This window comes from Mesorhizobium sp. WSM4830 (assembly GCF_055811495.1).
Genome location: NZ_JBVVQI010000025.1, coordinates 68365 through 87093, shown reverse-complemented (window position 1 = coordinate 87093; position 18729 = coordinate 68365). Strand labels below are relative to the sequence as shown.

Below are 18729 nucleotides of genomic sequence, written 5' to 3'. Positions count from 1 at the left end.
AAAATTGAGGCGTTCTCAGAGATCGACAGGGAACCGCCGCCGGTAGTGCTCGGCCACTTCGGGGTTGCGTAGATTGACCGGCAATCTGTTGGCCAGCACCAGCAAGGCTTCGCCAGCCGCGCCGACGCCCATGCGCATCATCGACTGCTCGGTGATCCCGGCCATGTGCGGGGTGACGATGACGTTGTCGAAGCCGAAATAGGGATGGTTGGGCGGCAGCGGTTGTGTTGCAAAAACATCGAGCGCAGCGCCGCCGATGCGGCCCTTCTGCAAGGCCTCGATCAGCGCGTCGTCATCGATTACCGGCCCGCGCGAAACATTGATCAGCAGCGCATCCGGCTTCATCCGGTCAATGCGCTCCCGGCTGATCAGCCCCCGTGTTTCCGGCGTCAGCGGGCAGCACAGAACGATGATGTCGCTCTGCTCGATGAGTGCATCGATCGACAGGAAGCCGACCCTGTCCGGCGCCGGCCGCATGCTGCGGGTCGTCGCCACCACATTCAGATCGAACCCATGTGCCGCGATATGGCCAACCGCCTGGCCGATCGCGCCGAGGCCGACAATGCCAATCGTCTTGCCCGCTAGCTCGCTGGCCACCACCGTGTGTTCGCGGCCCGCCAGCCAGCCCTTCGCACGCAAGTCGCGGTCCAACACACGAAAGTGCCTAAGCAGCGCCAGCGCCGCGAACATCACATATTCGGCGACGGATCGCGCGTTCACCCCCGGCACGTTCGCCACCAGCACGCCGGCCGCATTGGCCGCTTCCAACGGTACCATGTCCAGCCCGGCGCCGTGGCGGATCGCGGCCCTGAGCTTCTTCGCTCCTTCGAAAAGCGCCGCAGGCAAGGGAGCGCGAACGATGATGACATCGGCGTCCCTTGCCTCGGCGGCAAGCGTGGCCGCATCGAGGGCGGAAGCAACGACGAGTTCGCCGGCCCCTGTCAGCATGGAAGCGGCACGAGGGTGCAGTCTGTGTGTTGACAGGATCTTGGGCATTTCAGGCCTTTTCGAGCGCTGGGCTTTCCGGCTCCGCCCCGCGCCCCTCGATCAGCCCCTTCCAGTAGCTTTCCGCGCCTTGCAGGTGGGCGCTCATCAGCGCCTGGGCGAGATTGCCGTCGCGGCGCAGCAGCGCCTCGTAGATCTGGATATGCTCGGCATGGGAGCGCACGCTGCGTTCGGGATCGTTGAAATAGATCGGCAGGCGCAGCTCACCCATCATGTAGTAGACGCTGCAGATATTGTGGAAGACGCTGTTCTTGGTCGCCCGCACGATCTCGAGGTGGAACTCGCGGTCTTCCCGGGCAAGGCCTTCACCGGCGGCGATGCGATCCTCGGAGGCCTTCAGGATCTCGCGCAGCCGCTCGAAATTCTCCTCGGTGGCGCGTGAACAGGCAAGTTCGGCGGCCTTGATCTCGTGGATCTTGCGCAACTCGACCGTCTCGTAGATCTGGACGGGATCGAGCGGCAGGCCGGCGCGGGCGAACAGCGCCATCGCCTCGACGCTCGCCTGCTTCGTATCGATGTAGATGCCGGATTTCGCCCGTCGCTCGACGATGCGCATGGCCTCGAGAATGGCCAGCGCCTCGCGGATCTGGCCGCGGCTGACGCTGAAATGCTCTGCCAGTTCGCGCTCCGACGGCGTGCGGCCCGTCTCCTTGTCCGAATGGGAGAACAGATAGGCGGCGAGTTCCGCGAGAAGGTTTTTTTCTTTCATGTCAGCCGTGTTGCGCGTGCGCCTCCAGGAACCGCTCCGAAATGGTGAATCCCAGCCCGGGTCTATCAGGGATCGCTACCATACCGTCCTTTGCTTCGACAGTCTCTTCGATCAGATCGTGGATCATCGGGTTGGCGCCGAGCGAATATTCGACGGTGAAGCTCGCCGGCGAAGCAGCGCAGACATGCAGCCCGGCAAAGAAGCAGGGCGCGCCGGCCCAAAGATGCGGCGCAAAGCGCAGATTGAAGGCGCTGGCGATGGTGCCGATCTTCATCGCCTCGCTGATGCCACCGCAAAAGGCCGGATCCGGCTGGAAGATATCGGCGGATTTGAGTACGGCGAGGTCGCGGAAGGCATAGCGCGTCGCCTCGCTTTCGCCGGTAGCGATCGGTATCGAGCCGCAGGCACGCACCTCGGCCATGCCGGGCTTGTCGTCGGCGATCACCGGCTCCTCGAACCAAGCGAGATCGAGGTCGCCGGCGAGATGGATGAAGCGCTTGGCTTCGGCCACCGTGTACGTGCCGTGCGCGTCAACCATCAGGTCGATATCGGGACCGAGCGCCTGTCTTGCGGCGCGGACGCGAGCCGCCGAGATATGTGGGGCGCCGTCCATCGCACCGACGCGCATCTTCAGCGCCTTGAAGCCGCCCTTGGCGATGTAGGACCGCAGCTGGTCGCCGATGGCTTCCGCGGTGGCCCAGCCGCCGGAAGCATAGGCCGGCATGCGGTCCAGCTTGCGGCCGCCAAGCAGCCGCCAGACCGGAACGCCGAGCGATTTGCCGAGAATGTCCCACAATGCGATGTCGACGGCGCTGATGGCGGCGATGCTCATGCCCCGTCGTGCCAATTGCGGCATGGCATGGCCGGCGCGAGCGGCGCTGTCGTGGCGCGTACCATTATAGAGCATCTCCCATATGACGGCGATGTCGGCCGGGTCGCGGCCGACCAGCTGCGGGCCGACCTCGTAGTTCAGCAAATGAACGAGAGCGCCGTAGCTGCCGGCGCTGCCGGCAGCATTCTTGCCTTCGCCCCAGCCGACCAGACCGTCGTCGGTTTCAATGCGCAGGATGGCGGCGTCGAACGTCGCCACCTGACCGAAGTCGCTGCGGTGCTGCTTCGCGGCTTCGATCGGTATGCGGACCCACCAGGCTTGGACCGTCTTGATGCGCATGTTCATCCTCGGCCCGGCCGCGGTGAGGCGGAAGGGCTTTTCCAAACGGCTCGGCTACTTGATCAGCGGCAGCAGCGTTTCCGCGTTGATGCGCATCTGGTCGGTGTAGAATTTCTCCGTGAGCACGCTGGAGCCGTGGTCCTGAATGAATTTCAGCTGCTCCGGCGAGATGTCGACGGGGTTGCGTTCGACCATGTCGGGATAGGGGGCAGCCGGCGTGCGGTCGACGGGGGCGACGAATTCATTGGTCAGCGCGCCGTCATAGCCGATCTCCTTCAGCGTGCCGACGATCTTCGGCCAGTCGATCTGCCCGAGGCCGGCGGCGAAGCGGTTGTTGTCGGCGACATGGAAGTCGTACAGGCGCTTGCCGACCTGCCGGATGGCATCGTAGACGTTAAATTCTTCCATGTGGATGTGGTAGGCGTCGAGGCAGACGCCGCATTCGGGGCTGACCGCATCGGCCAGCGCCAGTGCCTGGGCGCCGCGGTTGAACAGATAGGTCTCGAAGCGGTTGAGCGGCTCGACCGCGATCTTGACGCCGACCTTCTTGGCGTGGGTGAAGCATTCCCGGGTGGCGTCGACCACCCATTTCCATTCCTCTTCCTCGGTGCCGTCCGGCACCACCTTGCCGACGGTGGCCGGAACCAGCGTGATGATCTCGCCGTCGAGCTCGCTGACCATGGTCAGCACGTCCTTGACATATTGCACCGAGCGCTCGCGCTGGCCCTGATCCTTGGCGGCGAGATTGCGCTCGCCCAGCATCAGCGTCACCGCTCCCCAGCAGCGAATGCCGTACTCGTTCAACAGCGCGCGCGTCTCCTTGGGCTTGTACTGTTCGGGTTCGCCGGAGATCTCGATCGACTCGTAGCCGAATTTCTTGATGCGCTTGAGCGTCGTTTCCAGCGGCTCCGCCCGCATCCAATTGTGCGTCGAAAGATGCATGGTCTATCCTTCCCAGAATCGCCTGTACCAGTTCGCCTGCGGCGCACTCTGCCGAAGCGTGCCGCATGATTCCTCCCCAAGGCGTCCCAGCATTTTTGTCAAACTGGTTCGACCAATTGGGCCTGATGGGAGGTCTACAGTAATTTCATCTGGACGGCAAGAACTGCTGAAATCAAGCGTTTGTTCCTGGCTAGTTCATTGATTCTGCTTAAACATGTGGCCTAACTCGGTATGGTTGCAGGACTGCGGCAGCGCGTCAAATGGCTTGACCAGATTTCGGCATTTGGTAATACCAGAATAGCGGCGCCAAGCGCGCTGTGCAAAGAGACCAAAGCGGCTGGCCCTGTTTTCAATCGGCGCTATGCTTGGTCGTGAAACATAGGGAGATGCCGATGCCGACGACGATGAAGGGGCCTGGTCTGTTTCTGGCGCAGTTTGCGGGCGACGCCGCTCCGTTCAATTCGCTGGGCTCGATCACCAAATGGGCGGCCGGTCTGGGCTACAAGGGCGTGCAGATCCCGACATGGGACGCTCGACTGTTCGATCTCGAGAAGGCAGCCTCCTCCAAGGCCTATTGCGACGAGGTGAAGGGCATCTGCGCCGATGCCGGCGTCGAGATCACCGAACTGTCGACGCATCTGCAGGGGCAACTGGTGGCGGTGCATCCCGCCTATGACGCGCAGTTCGACGGCTTTGCGCCGGCTGCGGTGCACAACAATCCAAAAGCCAGGCAACAATGGGCGGTCGAACAGATGAAGTTCGCCGCCAAGGCGTCGAAGAATCTCGGGCTCAAGGCGTCGGTGTCGTTTTGCGGCGCCCTGGCCTTCCCATACCTCTACCCCTGGCCGCAGCGGCCGGCGGGATTGATCGAGGAAGCATTTGCCGAACTCGGCAAGCGCTGGAAGCCGATCCTCGACGTCTATGACGAGAACGGCGTCGATGTCGGCTACGAAATCCATCCGGGCGAGGACGTGTTCGACGGCGCGACGTTCGAGATGTTCCTCGAGGCGGTCGGCGGCCACAAGCGCTGCAACATCAACTACGACCCGTCGCATTTCCTGCTGCAGCAGCTCGATTATCTCGAATTCATCGACATCTACCACGAGCGGATCAAGGCGTTCCACGTCAAGGACGCCGAGTTCAATCCGACCGGGCGGCAAGGCGTCTATTCCGGCTACCAGAGCTGGACCAACCGCGCCGGGCGTTTCCGCTCGCTTGGCGACGGGCAGGTGGATTTCGGCGGCATTTTCTCCAAGCTCACCCAATACAATTACGACTCATGGGCGGTGCTGGAATGGGAATGCTGCCTCAAGCACCCGGAGGATGGTGCGGCCGAAGGCGCTCCCTTCATCCAGCACCACATCATCAGGGTGACGGAAAAAGCGTTCGACGATTTCGCCGGCGGCACGACCGATAAAAAGGTGCTGCGCGGCATGATGGGGATCTAGCACAGATATCCCTCCCCCTCGAGGGGAGGGTGGCCCGGAGGGCCGGGTGGGGTCGGTCCATGCCGAGCTTCATGGCCGCCAACCCCACCCCGACGCTACGCGTCGACCCTCCCCTCGAGGGGAGGGGTATCTCAGATAACGAGGGAGAAAATCATGGTTGGCGCATCGAAGACGGAAACGGGAGGCGGTCCGATCCGCTACGGCATGGTTGGCGGCGGACAAGGCGCCTTTATCGGCGCGGTGCACCGCATCGCGGCGCGCATGGATAACGAGTTCGTGCTGGTTGCCGGCGCCTTGTCGTCGAATCCGGAGCGCGCCAAGGCCTCGGCGGCCGAGCTTGGGCTCGATCCGGCACGCAGCTACGGCTCCTATGCCGAGATGGCCAAGGCGGAGGCCAAGCGGCCGGACGGCATCGAGGTGGTGGCCATCGTCACGCCGAACAATGTGCACGTGCCGGCCGCCAAGGCTTTTCTCGAGGCAGGCATCCACGTCATCTGCGACAAGCCGCTGGCGACGACGCTGGCCGAGGCAAGGAAGCTGGCGGCGCTGGTCGACAAGACCGGCAAGGTGTTCGTGCTGACGCATAACTACACCGCCTATCCGATGGTGCGGCAGGCACGCGAGATGGTGGCCAAGGGGCAGCTCGGCGACATCCGCATCGTGCAGTCGGAATATCCGCAGGACTGGCTGACCGAAGATCTGGCCGCCACCGGCCAGAAGCAGGCTGCGTGGCGCTCAGACCCCAAGCAGGCCGGTGCCGGCGGTGCGCTGGGCGACATCGGCACGCATGCCTACAACCTTGCCCGTTTCGTCTCCGGGCTGGAGCTCGATTCGCTGTCGGCCGATCTTGATGCCTTCGTGCCGGGGAGGCTGCTCGACGACAACATCAATGTGCTGCTGCGCTTCAAGCCGATCGGCGGGTCGCACCCGGCCAAGGGCATGATCTGGGCAAGCCAGGTGGCGCCCGGCCACGAGAACGGGCTGAAATTGCGCATCTACGGCTCGAAGGGCGGGCTCGAATGGGTGCAGGCCGATCCGAACTATCTCTGGTACACGCCGTTCGGCCAGCCGAAGCAGTTGATTACCCGAAACGGCGCCGGCGCACTTCCCGTCGCCGGTCGCGTCAGCCGCGTTCCGCCAGGGCATCCGGAAGGCTATCTCGAAGGTTTCGCCAACATCTACCAGGAAGCCGCGCGGGCTATTCGTGCGGCGCGCCGGAAGGGCGGCAAGCCGGCTAAGGATGTCGTCTTCCCGACCGTTCAGGACGGCGTCGAGGGCATGGCCTTCATCGAGGCCTGCGTGAAGTCTTCGAAGAAGAACGGGGCGTGGACAAGCCTCTAAACAAGCCTGCAGGCGAATTCATGCGGAGGGGCGTCGATGAAAATCGGCATGTGCATGCTGTTGTGGACGACCAGTGTCTCGAAAAAGCACGAGCCGTTGTTGAGGGACATCAAGGCGACCGGCTTCGACGGCGTCGAAATACCGGTCTTCTCCGGCACGCCGGACGACTACAGGAAACTCGGCGAGCTGCTCGACCATATCGGGCTGCAACGCACCGCCGTTTCTGCCATGGGCGATCCGGCGATGAATTTGATCTCGGCCGACGCCTCGACGCGCAAGGCCGGTATCGACTACATGAAATCGGCGATCGACTGCGCTCAGGCGCTTGGCGCGAACACGTTGAGCGGCCCGCTGCATTCGACACTTGGCGCCTTTTCCGGCAGCGGGCCGACGGCGGCCGAGAAGAAGCGCTCGGTAGCCTCGCAACGCGCCATCGGCGATCATGCCGGCAGCAAGAATGTCACCATCGGGCTCGAGGCGCTCAACCGCTTCGAATGCTATCTGCTCAACACGATGGACGATTTGTCGGAGCATATCGACGCGATCGACCGGCCGCACATCAAGGCGATGTACGACACCTTCCACGCCAACATCGAAGAGGCCGACCCGATCGGCGCCTATACGCGCAACCGCAAGAACATCGTCCATATCCATATTTCGGAGAACGACCGCGGCGTGCCGGGCCGCGGCCACGTCCCCTGGAAGGAGACATTCTCCGCCATCCGCAAGAGCGGCTATGACGATTGGCTGACGATCGAGGCGTTCGGCCGCTCGCTGAAGGAGCTGGCCGCGGCCACCAAGGTGTGGCGCGACTTTTCCGAAGGCCCGGAAGCGGTTTATCGGGAGGGATACAAGCATATCAAGGACGGCTGGAAGAGGGCGGCCACCTAGGCCGCGGTAGGCGCCTTTCGGCCGACGAGCGTCGGCGATCCTTCGCCCCCCTTTGTCCTGCCGGACATCTCCCCCACGAGGGGGGAGATTGGTCGTCATCTCCTCTTTCGCCAATCTCGAACGGCGCAAAAGAGGGTGCCGAGGACCAAGCTGCCAATCTCCCCCCTCGTGGGGGAGATGTCCGGCAGGACAGAGGGGGCGCTGTCCCGCCGGCTTCTGGCGAGGGGATCACCCCTGCTCGGCCTGGATCCTGTTATAGTCGTGGATCGTCCTGCTCAAGCGGCGGCGCAGGAAATTGGAAATGTTGTCGAAGATGAAAACGACGAGCAGGACCAAGAGCACCATATAGAAGACATTGGCCCAGTTGGAATTGGTGCGCATCGCCTCCCAGAGCTTAAGGCCGATGCCACCGGCACCGACGGCGCCGATGATCGTCGCGCCCCTGGTGTTGGATTCCCACTGATAGAGTGTCTGGCTGATGAAGACTGGGATCACTTCCGGCAGCACGCCATAGCGCTGCACCAGCAAGCCGTTGGCGCCGGTCGACTGGATGCCCTCGCGTGGCTTGTCGTCGATGTTCTCGAGGCCTTCCGAATAGACTTTGCCGAGCGTGCCGATCTCGGTGAAGAAAATCGCGGCGCTGCCGGCAAGCGGGCCTGGGCCGAAGGCGCGGGTGAAGAACAGCGCCCAGATCAGCATGTCGACCGAACGCATGAAATCGAAGAACCGCTTTAGCACCTGGCTGAGCAGGCCGCTCGGGGTGATGTTGCGGGCGGCGAAGAAGGCGAGCGGGAAGGCGGCCATGCCGCCGAGCAAGGTGCCGAGAAATGCCATGACGATGGTCTGGAACAGCTTCGTCCAGACATCGCCATGCTGCCATTGGGCGTTGTTCCAGATATTGTCGGCGGCCAGCGCAATGTTCGATGTGCCCGGCTTGAGCTGGGGCCCGGACACCAGCAACGAGACCACCTCGCCGGGCGATTTGCCGAAGAAGGGCGAGCGTGTGTCGAAGACGAAATTCGCCCAGCCGAGGAAGCGCTTGCGGACCTTGACGCGATCGACGGTTATACGGACCTCGCCGGCAAAGCCCATCCTGGCGACGATCTCATCGTCGTGCGCGGTGATCCACTCCGGCACCGGGCCGGATATTACCGGTTTGCCGCTGGTCAACGACACCGGCACCGCCTGGCCATTGGCGACAAGCGTCGCCTCGGCCTTGTCGAAGGTGACGGATTTGGCTCGGCCGTCGATCAGGATGGTGTAGGAGCCGTTGGCATTGGTGATGACCCAATCGGGATGAGGGTATTCGCCAAGTGCGGAAAACCGCGGGTATTTGGGCGTGATCTGAGGCTGATCGAGACGGAATTCCGGCTGCAGATCGTAGCTGATCCATTGCGTCAGGAAGAGCGGCAGGCGCTCCCAGTGCGATTCCCTCAGTACTTGCGGCAGGCTGAAGAACCACAAGGCGTAGAGGAGGTAGAGCAGGATGCCGGCGAACAGGGCCAGCGGGCCGAAGCGCTTGTACAGGGGCCGCCGGAACACCTCGGGAAAGCGTTCCTCGATCGATTGCATCTCATTGGCGGTCATCGCGGCCATGGTCAGTCTTCTTGTTGATTTGCCATGATCTTTTCCAAAAACCGGAATCCACTTTTTGGGATCATGGTCAGGCACCCATCATGAATGCCTGCTCGCCGACGAGCTTGCGGCGTAGCCAGGCGGAGAACTGGTCGACGAGGAAGATGGTGGTGAACAACAGCAGCACCAGCGCCAGCGTCTTGGCGCCGAAGCCGCGCGAGATGGAGAGCTTCAGCTCCTCGCCGATGCCGCCACCACCGACCGCGCCGATGATGGTCGAGATACGCACATTGATCTCGATCCTGAGCAGAGCGTAGGACATGAAATTGGGCAGCACTTGCGGCAGGCCGGCGAAACGCACGCGCTCGAACCAGTTCGCGCCGACCGCGCGCAGGCCTTCTTCGGCGCGCATGTCGATGTTTTCGTTGATCTCGTAGAAGAGCTTGCCGAGCGCGCCGATCGAATGCAGGCCGATGGCGATGATGGCTGCGACCGGGCCGGGCGAGAGGATGGCTGCGAACAGGCCGGCAATGACGATCTCGGGGAAGGCGCGAAGCAGTTCCATGAAGCGCTTGACGACGAGCCTGAGCACCGGACTGGGTGTCAAATTGCGGGCCGCGATGAAGGAAAAGGGCACCGCAAAGACAAAGCCGATGAAAGTGGAAACCAGCGCCACGTTAAGTGTGGTGAGCATCAGCTCGAAATATTCGGGTAGATAAAAGCCGCCCCAGAGATAGACGCGGCCAAGCGGGAAGTTGAACTCCTGGCTGCCCTTGTCGTGCGGCGATGCGATGTCGAACAGCGCCCGCCAGACGTCGTTCCAGTCCTTGGGAACAAGCCAGCTAAGGAAATCCAGTATGTGGGGCAGCCGATCGAAGAAATGTCCGGCATTGGCCTCGTCGGCGAACCACATGGCTGTGCACATGGCAATAAGCAGCAGGCCGATGCCGAGCGCCGTGTAGAACCGGCGCAAGGACGTCTGGCGTCGCCAGGTATCGGCCGTCCGCCGGGTCACGTCTGATCGGATCGTGGCTGAGATGGTCATGATGGGCATGCAAAAAGGGCGGCGCGAGAAAACGCCGCCCTTCCCAATTGCATTCAGCCGCCGATCGCGGCTTTGCGGGCTTCGACGATGACGCTGTAGAAGTCCGGCTTCACCGGAACGTAGCCGGTGAAATCGCCGCCTTCGATGGCCTCGAAGCAAGGCTTGTCCTTGGCCGGCAGGCTGGTGAAGAAGTTGGCGAGCTTGGCGCTCGTATCGCCTCCGAGCGCGGTGCGCACGACCAGCGGGCCGTTCGGGATCAAGCCGGAGCGCCAGACTTCGACGAAATCGTTGGGGTCGACGGCGCCCTTGGCGACTTCCTTGTGGAAAGTGCCGGAGGTGTAGCCGTTCTTGAAGTCGCCGATGCCCGACGAGTCGTCAACCGCCACGTCGACCTTGCCGTCGCGGACGGCGAGGAGGTTGTTCTCGTGGCCGCCATTGAACTGGGTCGAGGCGAAGAAGGTTTCGTTCGAGGCGCCGGTGTCCTTCGGGATCTGGGTCAGCGGGATCAGATAGCCGGAGGTTGAATCCGGGTCGGCATAGCCAAGCTTCTTGCCCTTTGCCGACTTGATGTCGGTGATGCCGGACGACTTCAGCGCCAGGCCGATCGAATAATAGCCGGTCGCGCCGTCGGTCTGCTGGGTGGTGAGGATCGGGGTCACGGCGTTCGGATCCTTGAGGTAGACGCTGGCATAGCCTGACGCGCCAAGCTCGGCGAAATCGAGGGTGCCGCCGAGCAGGCCCTGGATAACGCCGTCATAATCGGCGGCCGGGAACAGCGAGACCTTTTCGAAGCCGAATTCGGACTTCAGGTGATCGGCGAGGCACTGAAAGTTGCGCAGCCGGTCCGCTTCGTTTTCACCACCAAGGATGCCGATGCGGAATTCCTTGATATCCGCGGCGTGAGCGGCGCTTGCCGCGATGGCGAGCAATGAAACGGCGCCAAAAACCATCTTCCTGAACATTATCTCTCTCCTGTTGGCCCCCGGCCTCGCGCCGGTAGCGTTCGAATTTTTGACGAGTGCCTTTGACGCGGGCGGGCGATCCGGGTTGCTCTTTTGCTTGTCCATGATCTTTCCCGAAAACCGGTGTCCACTTTTCGGGATCATGGACTAATATCCCGGGAACGCGGGCTCGAGCGGTCCGGCGGATGCTGCGATTTTCTGTTTGATGGCGACACTGGTCGAGGTGATGGCCTCGGAGATTTCGCCGCCATTGCTGTCGGCGCCGTAGACCATGCGCACGGCCTCGCGGTTGAGGGCTTCGGGCGGGCCGTCGAAGACCACCTTGCCGGCGGCCATGCCGATGATGCGGTTGCAATAGGTGCGCGCCGTGTCGAGCGTGTGCAGATTGGTGATGACGGTGATGCCTTCGCGCAAATTGATGTCCTGCAGCGAATCCATCACCACCTTGGCGTTGAGCGGATCGAGCGAGGCGATCGGCTCGTCGGCAAGCAGCACTTTCGGCTGCTGCATCATGGCACGCGCAATCGCAACGCGCTGCTGTTGGCCGCCGGAAAGCGTGCCGGCGGGCTGCAGCGCGGTGCGGGCGATGTCGAGGCGCTCGAGGGCGGCAACCGCCTCGGCGCACTCACCGCGGGAGAACATGCCGAACAGGTTGGACAGGGTCGAGCGGTGGTTGAGCCGGCCGAGCAGCACATTGGTCAGCACATCGAGGCGCGGCACCAGATTGAACTGCTGGAAGATCATGGCGCAGTCGCGCTGCCAGCGCCGGAGCGGCGAGCCGCGCAACCCGGAGACCTCGACGCCGTCGAACAGGATGGATCCCTGGCTCGGATCGATGAGGCGGTTGATCATGCGCAGCAGCGTCGATTTGCCGGCGCCGGAGCGGCCAATGATGCCGACCATCTGGCCTTGCGGAATCGCGATGTGAACATTGCTGACGGCGGTGTTCTTGCCGAACCGGCGGGTGACGCCGCGGATTTCGAGCGTAGCTGACATGGTGCAGGCTCCAGTCCAGTCGCAATTGGAGGTCTGTTAACCCTCGCTAGCGCAGCTACGTGAACCTGCGGTGTCTGATTGATGTCAGTTTTGTTACCGCCCACAGGCTGGCGCGGGGCGGAATCAACTCGGAGCGAGAAGCTCGAATGGTGAATGGTGAATGGTGAATGGTGAATGGTGAATGGTGAATGGTGAATGGTGAATGGTGAATGGTGATAAGAAAGGCTTTCCTGAGCCTCGAAACCTGTCCGCTGCCCCCATTCACCATTCACGATCCCTTAGCTGCCATACTTCTCCAGGAAATCCTCCGCCGACAGCTCCCGAAAATCGTCGAGCGCGGCGCGCAGCCTTGCATGGTCCCAGTCCCACCAGGCGAGCGCCTGGTAGCGCTCCGCGGTGCGGCGGTCGAAGCGTTCGCGGATCGGCTTGGCCGGTACGCCGGCGACGATGGTGTAGGGCGCGACATCCTTCGACACCACCGCGCCGGCGCCGACTGCCGCGCCGTCGCCGACGGTAACACCGGGCAGGATGGTCGAGCCATGGCCGAGCCAAGTGTCGTGGCCGATGGTGACGCGTTTGGCGCGGCGCTGGGCGAAGAATTCGCTCTCGTGTTCGGCGTCGTCCCAATAGTCGGAGGCGCGATAGGTGAAATGGTGCAGCGTCGGCCGCCAGGTCGGATGGTTGGTGGCGTTGATGCGCACGCTTGCAGCGATGTTGGCGAATTTGCCGATCGTCGCGCACCAGACGCCGCAGTCCTGCATCATGTAGGAATAGTCGCCGAGCGTGCTTTCGGAAACCCGGCAGCGCTCGGCGATCTCGGTCCAGCGGCCAAGCGTCGAGTTCTCGATCTCCGCCGTCTCGTGGATCAGCGGCGCCTCCGACAGTTTCCTGGTCATGCGGCGATTTTCCCGGCGGCGAAGGCGGTCACGTCGATGACGCGGTCGGCCACCGCCTCGCGCACGTCGTGATCGTGGAAGATGCCGAGCAGGGCGACACCGGCCGCCTTCTTGGCGGCGATCAGCGTTATCACCACGTCGCGGTTCCTGGCGTCGAGCGAAGCGGTCGGCTCGTCGAGCAGCAGGATCGGGTGCTCGGTGATGAAGCCGCGCGCGATGTTGACGCGCTGCTGTTCGCCGCCGGAAAACGTCGCCGGGGGCAGCGCCCAAAGCTTCTCCGGCAGGTTCAACTGCGCCAGCAAGGCGCGCGCCTTGTCGCGCGCGACCTCGCGCTCCTCGCCGCGCTCGACCAGCGGTTCGGCGACGACATCGAGCGCCGAGACACGCGGCACGGTGCGCAGGAACTGGCTGACATAGCCGATCGTGAGCCGGCGCACAGCTAGCACGGTGCGCGGGCTGGCCGAAGCCAGGTCGATCAGCCCGTCCTCGTGCTGGACGATGATCTGGCCTTCATCGACGGCATAATTGCCGTAGAGCATTTTCAGGATCGAGCTCTTGCCGGCGCCGGACGGGCCACCGAGCACGGCGCATTCGCCGGCCCTGATCGCGAACGAGACACCGGCGACCACCGGCAGTTTGACGCCGTCGCGCAGATGCATGGTGAAGCTCTTCGCGACATCGGAGACAACGAGCGGGGTTGCCATAGTCACACCTGCAGAATGGAAGAAACGAGAAGCTGCGTGTAGGGCGCGCGCGGATCGTCGAGCACGCGGTCGGTGAGGCCGCTTTCGACGACGCGGCCGTCCTTCATCACCATCATGCGCTGCGACAACAGCCGCGCGACGGCGAGATCGTGGGTGACGACGATGGCCGCCAGGCCGAGATCGGTCACCAGGCCGCGCAACAGATCGAGCAGACGTGCCTGCACCGAGACATCGAGGCCACCGGTCGGCTCGTCCATGAACACCAGCCGCGGCCCGGTAACGAGGTTGCGGGCGATCTGCAGGCGCTGGCGCATGCCGCCGGAAAAGGCGCGAGGCTCGTCGTCGGTGCGGTCCTCGTCGATCTCGACGCGCGACAGCCAGTCGACGGCCGTGGCGCGGATTTTTCCATAGTGGCGGTCGCCGACCGCCATCAGCCGTTCGCCGACATTGGCGCCGGCCGACACCGTCATGCGCAACCCGTCGGCGGGGTTCTGGTGGACGAAGCCCCAGTCGGTGCGCATCAGGAAGCGGCGCTCGGCCTCGCTCATGCGGTAAAGCTCACGGAACTGGCCGTCGCGCATGCGGTAGCTGGCGGTGCCTGAAGAGGGCAGCAACCGCGTCGACAGGCAGTTGAGCAAAGTTGTCTTGCCGGAACCGGATTCGCCGACCACCGCCAGCACTTCGCCCGGCCAGAGGTCAAAGGTGACGTTCTCGCAGCCGACCCGCGAGCCGTAGAATTTGGACAGCGCCGAAACGCGCAGTAGCGGTTCGTCGGTCATTGCGCCGGCTCCGTTTTTTCCAGGGCAAGAGTGGTCTCGGGCGCAAGATGGCCGCGATGGCCTTCAGCCCGCCGCTTCTCGCAATGATCGGTGTCGGAGCAGACGAACATGTGACCGCCATGATCGTCGAGAATAACTTCGTCGAGATAGACGTTCTCGGCCGCGCACAGCGCGCATGGCTGGTCGAAGGTCTGCACCTCGAACGGATGGTCCTCGAAATCGAGGCTGACCACCTCGGTGAACGGCGGTAGCGCATAGATGCGCTTTTCGCGGCCGGCGCCGAACAATTGCAAAGCCGGCGAACGGTGCATCTTGGGATTGTCGAATTTCGGCGTCGGCGACGGATCCATTACATAACGGCCCTCCACCTTGACCGGATAAGCATAGGTGGTGGCGATACGGCCGTGCCTGGCGATGTCCTCGTAGAGCTTGACATGCATGAGGCCGTATTCCTCCAGCGCATGCATTTTGCGCGTCTCCGTCTCGCGCGGCTCGAGGAAGCGCAGCGGTTCGGGGATCGGCACCTGGTAGACCAGCACCTGACCGGCACTCAGCGGATATTCAGGGATGCGATGGCGCGTCTGGATGATGGTCGCCTTGGCCGTCTCGGTGGTGACCGCGACATTGGCGACCTTCTTGAAGAAGGCGCGGATCGAGACGGCATTGGTGGTGTCGTCGGCGCCCTGGTCGATGACCTTGAGCACATCGTCCGGTCCGATGATCGACGCCGTCACCTGCACGCCGCCGGTGCCCCAGCCATAGGGCATCGGCATTTCGCGCGACGCGAACGGCACCTGATAGCCAGGGATGGCGATGCCCTTGAGAATCGCCCGGCGGATCATCCGCTTGGTCTGTTCGTCGAGATAGGCGAAGTTGTAGGTGGCGATGTCGGTCATGGCGATCGCTTCCGCTCTGTGCTACCGAATTGAGTTCCAAGACACGTAAAAGGGGCTGGGCTCCGATGACCCCGACCGGATGGATGCGCCTCGGAATACTGTTGCTGGTGTTCGTCGGGGTGGTTGCCTTTGTGCTTCGTAGAATGGTTCTTCCTGAGCCGAGGGAAGGCGCGCAAGGCGAGACCGTCGGCGGCAGTAGCGGTTACGGCGGATCCGGAGGCCATTCCCCAGACGGGGGAAGTCACGGTGGTGGAGCTAACTGAAGTCATTCCGCGGCTTGCCTCTTCTCTTCGCCCTTGCCGGCATTTTCGCGGGCGTCGTGCTCGGCGCGCATGCGGCGCACGAGGTCGAGTTCGGCCTGGAAGTCGACATAGTGCGGCAGCTTCAGATGCTCGACGAAGCCGGTCGCCTGGACATTGTCGGAATGCGAGATGACGAACTCTTCGTCCTGCGCGGCAGCGATGACATCCTCACCCAACTCCGAGGCGCGCAGCGCGCGGTCGCATAGCGCCATGGCCATCGCCTTGCGCTCGCTCTGGCCGAAGACGAGGCCGTAGCCGCGGGTGAATTGCGGCGGCGCCTTGGCCGAGCCCTTGAACTGGTTGACCATCTGGCATTCGGTGACGCGGATACTGCCGAGCGGCACGGCAAAGGGCAGTTCCGGCACATCGAGTTCAAGTTCGACCTCACCGATGCGAACCTCGCCGACGAACGGATGGTTGCGCGCGTAGCCGCGCTGGGTGGAATACCCGAGCGCCAGCAGAAACCCCTCGTCGCCGCGTGACAGCGCCTGCAGGCGGATGTCACGCGCCATCGGGAATTCCAGCGGCTCGCGGGTGATGTCGCCGGGGACATGATCCCCAGGCATGTCGCCGTCGGGTTCGATCAGGCCTTCGCGGGCGAGGATCGCCGAGACACGCGGCATGGCTTCCGGCTCGCTGGCACGCTGCTCCGGTTCGGCGACTTCGCCGCCGGCGGCAAGCTCGGGATCGAGCAGCCGGTGGGTGTAGTCGAAAGTCGGGCCGAGCAACTGGCCGCCGGGCAGGTCCTTGTAGGTCGCCGACACCCGTCGCTCGACCAGCATCGTGCCGGTGTCGATCGCCCCGGTGTAGCCGAAGCGCGGCAGCGTGGTGCGATAGGCGCGAACCAGGAAGATCGCCTCGATCATGTCGCCGCGCGCCTGGACGATGGCGAGTGCCGCCAATTCCCTGTCGTAGAGCGAACCTTCGCTCATCACCCGGTCGACGCCGAGCGCCAGCTGCTCGACGATCTGGTCGAGGCGAAGTGCGGGCACCGAACGGTCGCCGCGCCGGCGGTCGGCGAGCAGTTTGTGAGCATTGCGAATGGCCGCTTCGCCACCCTTTACCGCAACGTACATGCTACGCCTCCATCGTCTTGATGCGCGTCGTGCGCGGCAGGCACGCAATCGCGTCGGACGTGGCGAGGATGATGTCGACGCCACGCGGAAAGCGCTGGTTGTTCTGCTTCCATTGCTCGACGAAATGACGCGGCATTTGCGCCGGCGCGATCGTCGCCGTCTTCTCGATGCCCGGGCCTTCGAGCAGCAGCGGAGCGCCGGAGACGAGATCGCCGACCCCGAGAATCAGCGTCGTGGAACGGTCGGGATAATCCTGGGTGCCTTGCGAAAACCCGTCGAGCGCCATCATCTCGGCCGGCGAAGCGATCAGCGCGAAATGCGCGTCGGCCGGGGTGTTGGCCAGCGGCGCCCCGGTATGGAAGCCAAGCCAGGATTTCACCGCTGCCGATCCCTGCAAAGCCGGGTCGAGCCAGAGCGGCGTGTCGTTGTCGCATAGCGCCAGCGCAACGGCGCCGGCGGTGGCCGACAGCGGCGACGGGGGTTGGGCGAGCGCCGGCAGCGGCTGCACGCTGCCCGGCCGCGCCATTGCATCCATGACGGCGCGGAACACCGTCTGGGCGTTGAATACCGGATCGGCGAAGCCGCCTTCGATCGATTGCACAGCAGCGTCCATCAGTCTTCCCCGCGCACCATGGTGAAGAAATCGACCTTGGTCGCCGCCGTCTCGGCGCGGCGCTGGTCACGCGCCTTGGCCAGCGCCGCTTGCAAGGGCGCGACGATCCTGGTCTCGACCTCGTTGCGGTGGGCAGGATCCTGCCAGAGCGCATCGGCGATTGCCGCCAGCCTTGCCTTCTGCTTGTCGCGGCCGAGCGCATAGCAGTGGCCGACATGGCCGGACGCCAGCCGCACCGTGGCACGGGTGACCGTCGCCTCGCCGACATTGAAGGGCGCGCCGCCGCCGCCAATGCGGCCGCGCACGGTAACCAGGCCGGTTTCGGGGCCACGCAGAAGCTCCGCTTCGGAAGGCAGGCCGGCTTCGTCCCACAGGCGGACGATATCGTCGCCGGCCGATTGTGCCAGCGTCGCCATCACGGCCTTGCGCTCGGCCTGCTCTCGCGCTTCCCGTCCTCGCATAGTTAACAGTCCCTTGTCACCAAAAACTTGTCTATTGATATAGACAACTATACAAATTATATCTATTTTCTAATGCGTGTCCATGACGAGTGCATGACACGAGGAAAATGTCTGGGGCAAAAAGATCGGGGGCGGAAATGATCGGGCAGCCCAGCAGCATCGAGCGGCGCAGCGGTGTCGCGCTGTGGCGACAGATCGCCGACCAGATCCTGCATTCAATCGCCGTCGGCGATTTTCCCGAGAATGCCGCGCTGCCGCCGGAGATCGCGTTGGCCGGACGCTATGGCGTCAACCGCCACACGGTGCGCAGCGCTATCGCAGCGCTGGTGCAGGAGGGCGTGCTCAGGGCGGAGCAGGGGCGCGGCACCTTCGTGCTGTCGCGCAGGCGGCTGTCCTATCCGATCGGCGCCCGCACACGCTTTTCCGAGGGATTGCAAGGACAGGCGTCCGAGCGGCATATCACTTTGCTGGCGTCGTCGGTCGAGCCGGCCAACCGTCGTGTCGCAGAGGGCTTAGGCCTTGCGACGGGGGCCGATGTGATACGCCTGGAAACGCGCGGCGAAGCCGATGGAATGCCGGTGTCCCGCGCTGCCGGCTGGTTCGATGCCAGGCGCTTTGCCGGCATCGATGCCGCCATGGCGGAAACCGGTTCGATCACCGCATCGCTGGCACGTTTCGGCATTGACGACTATCTCAGGCAATCGACCGTGCTGTCGGCGCGCCATGCCGATGCCGCCGACCTTGCGGACCTCGACCTGCAACCCGGCGCCATCGTGCTGGTGACCGTCGCCGTCAACGTCACGCCCGACGGTCAGCCGATACAGTTTTCGGAGTCGCGCTTCCCGGCCGAGCGGATCGAGCTCAAACTGTCGGCGCTGTAGGTAGTGCCGGCCTTATGCGAGACCGTGATTTATTTG

19 protein-coding genes are annotated in these 18729 nt (G+C 63.6%); 4 read left to right on the top strand and 15 right to left on the bottom strand.

The annotated features are described in order from the left end of the window. Window positions 1-15: 15 nt before the first annotated feature. The 4 genes from AC0L2Y_RS26245 to AC0L2Y_RS26230 are packed head-to-tail and all read right to left on the bottom strand — an operon-like array spanning window position 16 to window position 3827. Complete coding sequence (locus AC0L2Y_RS26245) at window positions 16-996, bottom strand: hydroxyacid dehydrogenase (protein ID WP_352491778.1); 981 nt, start codon at window positions 994-996, stop codon at window positions 16-18. A 1-nt stretch (window position 997) separates the two neighbouring features. Continuing rightward, window positions 998-1714 (bottom strand): FadR/GntR family transcriptional regulator, encoded by a 717-nt coding sequence (locus AC0L2Y_RS26240; protein WP_292661187.1) that lies wholly within the window; start codon window positions 1712-1714, stop codon window positions 998-1000. Between the two features lies 1 nt (window position 1715). Further along, window positions 1716-2885 (bottom strand): mandelate racemase/muconate lactonizing enzyme family protein, encoded by a 1170-nt coding sequence (locus tag AC0L2Y_RS26235; protein WP_352491777.1) that lies wholly within the window; start codon window positions 2883-2885, stop codon window positions 1716-1718. A 54-nt stretch (window positions 2886-2939) separates the two neighbouring features. Then, a complete protein-coding gene (locus AC0L2Y_RS26230) occupies window positions 2940-3827 on the bottom strand; it encodes a sugar phosphate isomerase/epimerase family protein (RefSeq protein WP_023675190.1) in 888 nt (295 codons plus the stop codon). Window positions 3828-4219: 392 nt separating this feature from the next. Between AC0L2Y_RS26230 and AC0L2Y_RS26225 the strand changes: the two genes are divergently transcribed. The 3 genes from AC0L2Y_RS26225 (at window position 4220) to AC0L2Y_RS26215 (ending at window position 7507) form a co-directional block, all read left to right on the top strand. Next, window positions 4220-5275, top strand: a complete 1056-nt coding sequence (locus AC0L2Y_RS26225) for a sugar phosphate isomerase/epimerase family protein (protein ID WP_352491776.1) — start codon at window positions 4220-4222, stop codon at window positions 5273-5275. A gap of 153 nt (window positions 5276-5428) precedes the next feature. Beyond that, window positions 5429-6616 carry a Gfo/Idh/MocA family protein gene (locus AC0L2Y_RS26220; RefSeq protein WP_352491775.1) on the top strand — a complete coding sequence of 396 codons (1188 nt, stop codon included), beginning with the start codon at window positions 5429-5431 and terminating at the stop codon, window positions 6614-6616. Between the two features lie 36 nt (window positions 6617-6652). Then, on the top strand, window positions 6653-7507 hold the full coding sequence (locus AC0L2Y_RS26215) for a sugar phosphate isomerase/epimerase family protein (protein WP_352491774.1): 855 nt from the start codon (window positions 6653-6655) through the stop codon (window positions 7505-7507). Between the two features lie 228 nt (window positions 7508-7735). Here the strand turns inward: AC0L2Y_RS26215 and phnE (AC0L2Y_RS26210) are convergent, their stop codons facing one another. The 11 genes from phnE (AC0L2Y_RS26210) to phnG all read right to left on the bottom strand — a co-directional run bounded on the left by phnE (AC0L2Y_RS26210) (window position 7736) and on the right by phnG (window position 17812). Beyond that, the gene (gene phnE, locus AC0L2Y_RS26210; protein ID WP_473560496.1) at window positions 7736-9103 is read right to left on the bottom strand and encodes a phosphonate ABC transporter, permease protein PhnE; all 1368 of its coding nucleotides are present in this window, start codon (window positions 9101-9103) and stop codon (window positions 7736-7738) included. A 67-nt stretch (window positions 9104-9170) separates the two neighbouring features. Then, complete coding sequence (gene phnE, locus AC0L2Y_RS26205; RefSeq protein ID WP_352491772.1) at window positions 9171-10127, bottom strand: phosphonate ABC transporter, permease protein PhnE; 957 nt, start codon at window positions 10125-10127, stop codon at window positions 9171-9173. A 53-nt stretch (window positions 10128-10180) separates the two neighbouring features. Continuing rightward, window positions 10181-11089 (bottom strand): phosphonate ABC transporter substrate-binding protein, encoded by a 909-nt coding sequence (phnD, locus tag AC0L2Y_RS26200; RefSeq protein WP_473560494.1) that lies wholly within the window; start codon window positions 11087-11089, stop codon window positions 10181-10183. A gap of 147 nt (window positions 11090-11236) precedes the next feature. Continuing rightward, window positions 11237-12085, bottom strand: a complete 849-nt coding sequence (gene phnC / locus AC0L2Y_RS26195) for a phosphonate ABC transporter ATP-binding protein (RefSeq protein WP_352644070.1) — start codon at window positions 12083-12085, stop codon at window positions 11237-11239. Window positions 12086-12363: 278 nt separating this feature from the next. Beyond that, complete coding sequence (locus AC0L2Y_RS26190; protein WP_473560492.1) at window positions 12364-12981, bottom strand: DapH/DapD/GlmU-related protein; 618 nt, start codon at window positions 12979-12981, stop codon at window positions 12364-12366. Beyond that, window positions 12978-13685 (bottom strand): phosphonate C-P lyase system protein PhnL, encoded by a 708-nt coding sequence (gene phnL / locus AC0L2Y_RS26185; protein WP_473560490.1) that lies wholly within the window; start codon window positions 13683-13685, stop codon window positions 12978-12980. The genes AC0L2Y_RS26190 and phnL overlap by 4 nt, the downstream gene beginning before the upstream one ends. A gap of 2 nt (window positions 13686-13687) precedes the next feature. Further along, a complete protein-coding gene (gene phnK / locus AC0L2Y_RS26180) occupies window positions 13688-14464 on the bottom strand; it encodes a phosphonate C-P lyase system protein PhnK (RefSeq protein WP_473560489.1) in 777 nt (258 codons plus the stop codon). Next, window positions 14461-15360, bottom strand: a complete 900-nt coding sequence (locus AC0L2Y_RS26175; protein WP_473560488.1) for an alpha-D-ribose 1-methylphosphonate 5-phosphate C-P-lyase PhnJ — start codon at window positions 15358-15360, stop codon at window positions 14461-14463. Before AC0L2Y_RS26175 ends, phnK begins: the two co-directional genes overlap by 4 nt. 265 nt (window positions 15361-15625) lie before the next feature. Beyond that, window positions 15626-16738 (bottom strand): carbon-phosphorus lyase complex subunit, encoded by a 1113-nt coding sequence (locus AC0L2Y_RS26170; protein ID WP_473560487.1) that lies wholly within the window; start codon window positions 16736-16738, stop codon window positions 15626-15628. Between the two features lies 1 nt (window position 16739). After that, window positions 16740-17351, bottom strand: coding sequence for a phosphonate C-P lyase system protein PhnH (gene phnH, locus AC0L2Y_RS26165; protein ID WP_473560485.1), 612 nt, complete (start codon window positions 17349-17351; stop codon window positions 16740-16742). Next, on the bottom strand, window positions 17351-17812 hold the full coding sequence (phnG, locus tag AC0L2Y_RS26160) for a phosphonate C-P lyase system protein PhnG (RefSeq protein ID WP_473560484.1): 462 nt from the start codon (window positions 17810-17812) through the stop codon (window positions 17351-17353). The genes phnH and phnG overlap by 1 nt, the downstream gene beginning before the upstream one ends. Window positions 17813-17949: 137 nt before the next feature. Here phnG and phnF point away from each other — a divergent pair, with 137 nt between their 5' ends. Then, window positions 17950-18693, top strand: coding sequence for a phosphonate metabolism transcriptional regulator PhnF (gene phnF / locus AC0L2Y_RS26155; RefSeq protein ID WP_473560482.1), 744 nt, complete (start codon window positions 17950-17952; stop codon window positions 18691-18693). The last annotated feature ends 36 nt before the right edge of the window (window positions 18694-18729 follow it).

What these genes read in the sequence shown, in the direction of transcription:
- AC0L2Y_RS26245 (WP_352491778.1), bottom strand. Translation starts at nt 996, where the DNA reads ATGCCCAAGATCCTGTCAACACACAGACTGCACCCTCGTGCCGCTTCC.
- AC0L2Y_RS26240 (WP_292661187.1), bottom strand. Translation starts at nt 1,714, where the DNA reads ATGAAAGAAAAAAACCTTCTCGCGGAACTCGCCGCCTATCTGTTCTCC.
- AC0L2Y_RS26235 (WP_352491777.1), bottom strand. Translation starts at nt 2,885, where the DNA reads ATGCGCATCAAGACGGTCCAAGCCTGGTGGGTCCGCATACCGATCGAA.
- AC0L2Y_RS26230 (WP_023675190.1), bottom strand. Translation starts at nt 3,827, where the DNA reads ATGCATCTTTCGACGCACAATTGGATGCGGGCGGAGCCGCTGGAAACG.
- AC0L2Y_RS26225 (WP_352491776.1), top strand. Translation starts at nt 4,220, where the DNA reads ATGCCGACGACGATGAAGGGGCCTGGTCTGTTTCTGGCGCAGTTTGCG.
- AC0L2Y_RS26220 (WP_352491775.1), top strand. Translation starts at nt 5,429, where the DNA reads ATGGTTGGCGCATCGAAGACGGAAACGGGAGGCGGTCCGATCCGCTAC.
- AC0L2Y_RS26215 (WP_352491774.1), top strand. Translation starts at nt 6,653, where the DNA reads ATGAAAATCGGCATGTGCATGCTGTTGTGGACGACCAGTGTCTCGAAA.
- phnE (WP_473560496.1), bottom strand. Translation starts at nt 9,103, where the DNA reads ATGGCCGCGATGACCGCCAATGAGATGCAATCGATCGAGGAACGCTTT.
- phnE (WP_352491772.1), bottom strand. Translation starts at nt 10,127, where the DNA reads ATGACCATCTCAGCCACGATCCGATCAGACGTGACCCGGCGGACGGCC.
- phnD (WP_473560494.1), bottom strand. Translation starts at nt 11,089, where the DNA reads ATGTTCAGGAAGATGGTTTTTGGCGCCGTTTCATTGCTCGCCATCGCG.
- phnC (WP_352644070.1), bottom strand. Translation starts at nt 12,085, where the DNA reads ATGTCAGCTACGCTCGAAATCCGCGGCGTCACCCGCCGGTTCGGCAAG.
- AC0L2Y_RS26190 (WP_473560492.1), bottom strand. Translation starts at nt 12,981, where the DNA reads ATGACCAGGAAACTGTCGGAGGCGCCGCTGATCCACGAGACGGCGGAG.
- phnL (WP_473560490.1), bottom strand. Translation starts at nt 13,685, where the DNA reads ATGGCAACCCCGCTCGTTGTCTCCGATGTCGCGAAGAGCTTCACCATG.
- phnK (WP_473560489.1), bottom strand. Translation starts at nt 14,464, where the DNA reads ATGACCGACGAACCGCTACTGCGCGTTTCGGCGCTGTCCAAATTCTAC.
- AC0L2Y_RS26175 (WP_473560488.1), bottom strand. Translation starts at nt 15,360, where the DNA reads ATGACCGACATCGCCACCTACAACTTCGCCTATCTCGACGAACAGACC.
- AC0L2Y_RS26170 (WP_473560487.1), bottom strand. Translation starts at nt 16,738, where the DNA reads ATGTACGTTGCGGTAAAGGGTGGCGAAGCGGCCATTCGCAATGCTCAC.
- phnH (WP_473560485.1), bottom strand. Translation starts at nt 17,351, where the DNA reads ATGGACGCTGCTGTGCAATCGATCGAAGGCGGCTTCGCCGATCCGGTA.
- phnG (WP_473560484.1), bottom strand. Translation starts at nt 17,812, where the DNA reads ATGCGAGGACGGGAAGCGCGAGAGCAGGCCGAGCGCAAGGCCGTGATG.
- phnF (WP_473560482.1), top strand. Translation starts at nt 17,950, where the DNA reads ATGATCGGGCAGCCCAGCAGCATCGAGCGGCGCAGCGGTGTCGCGCTG.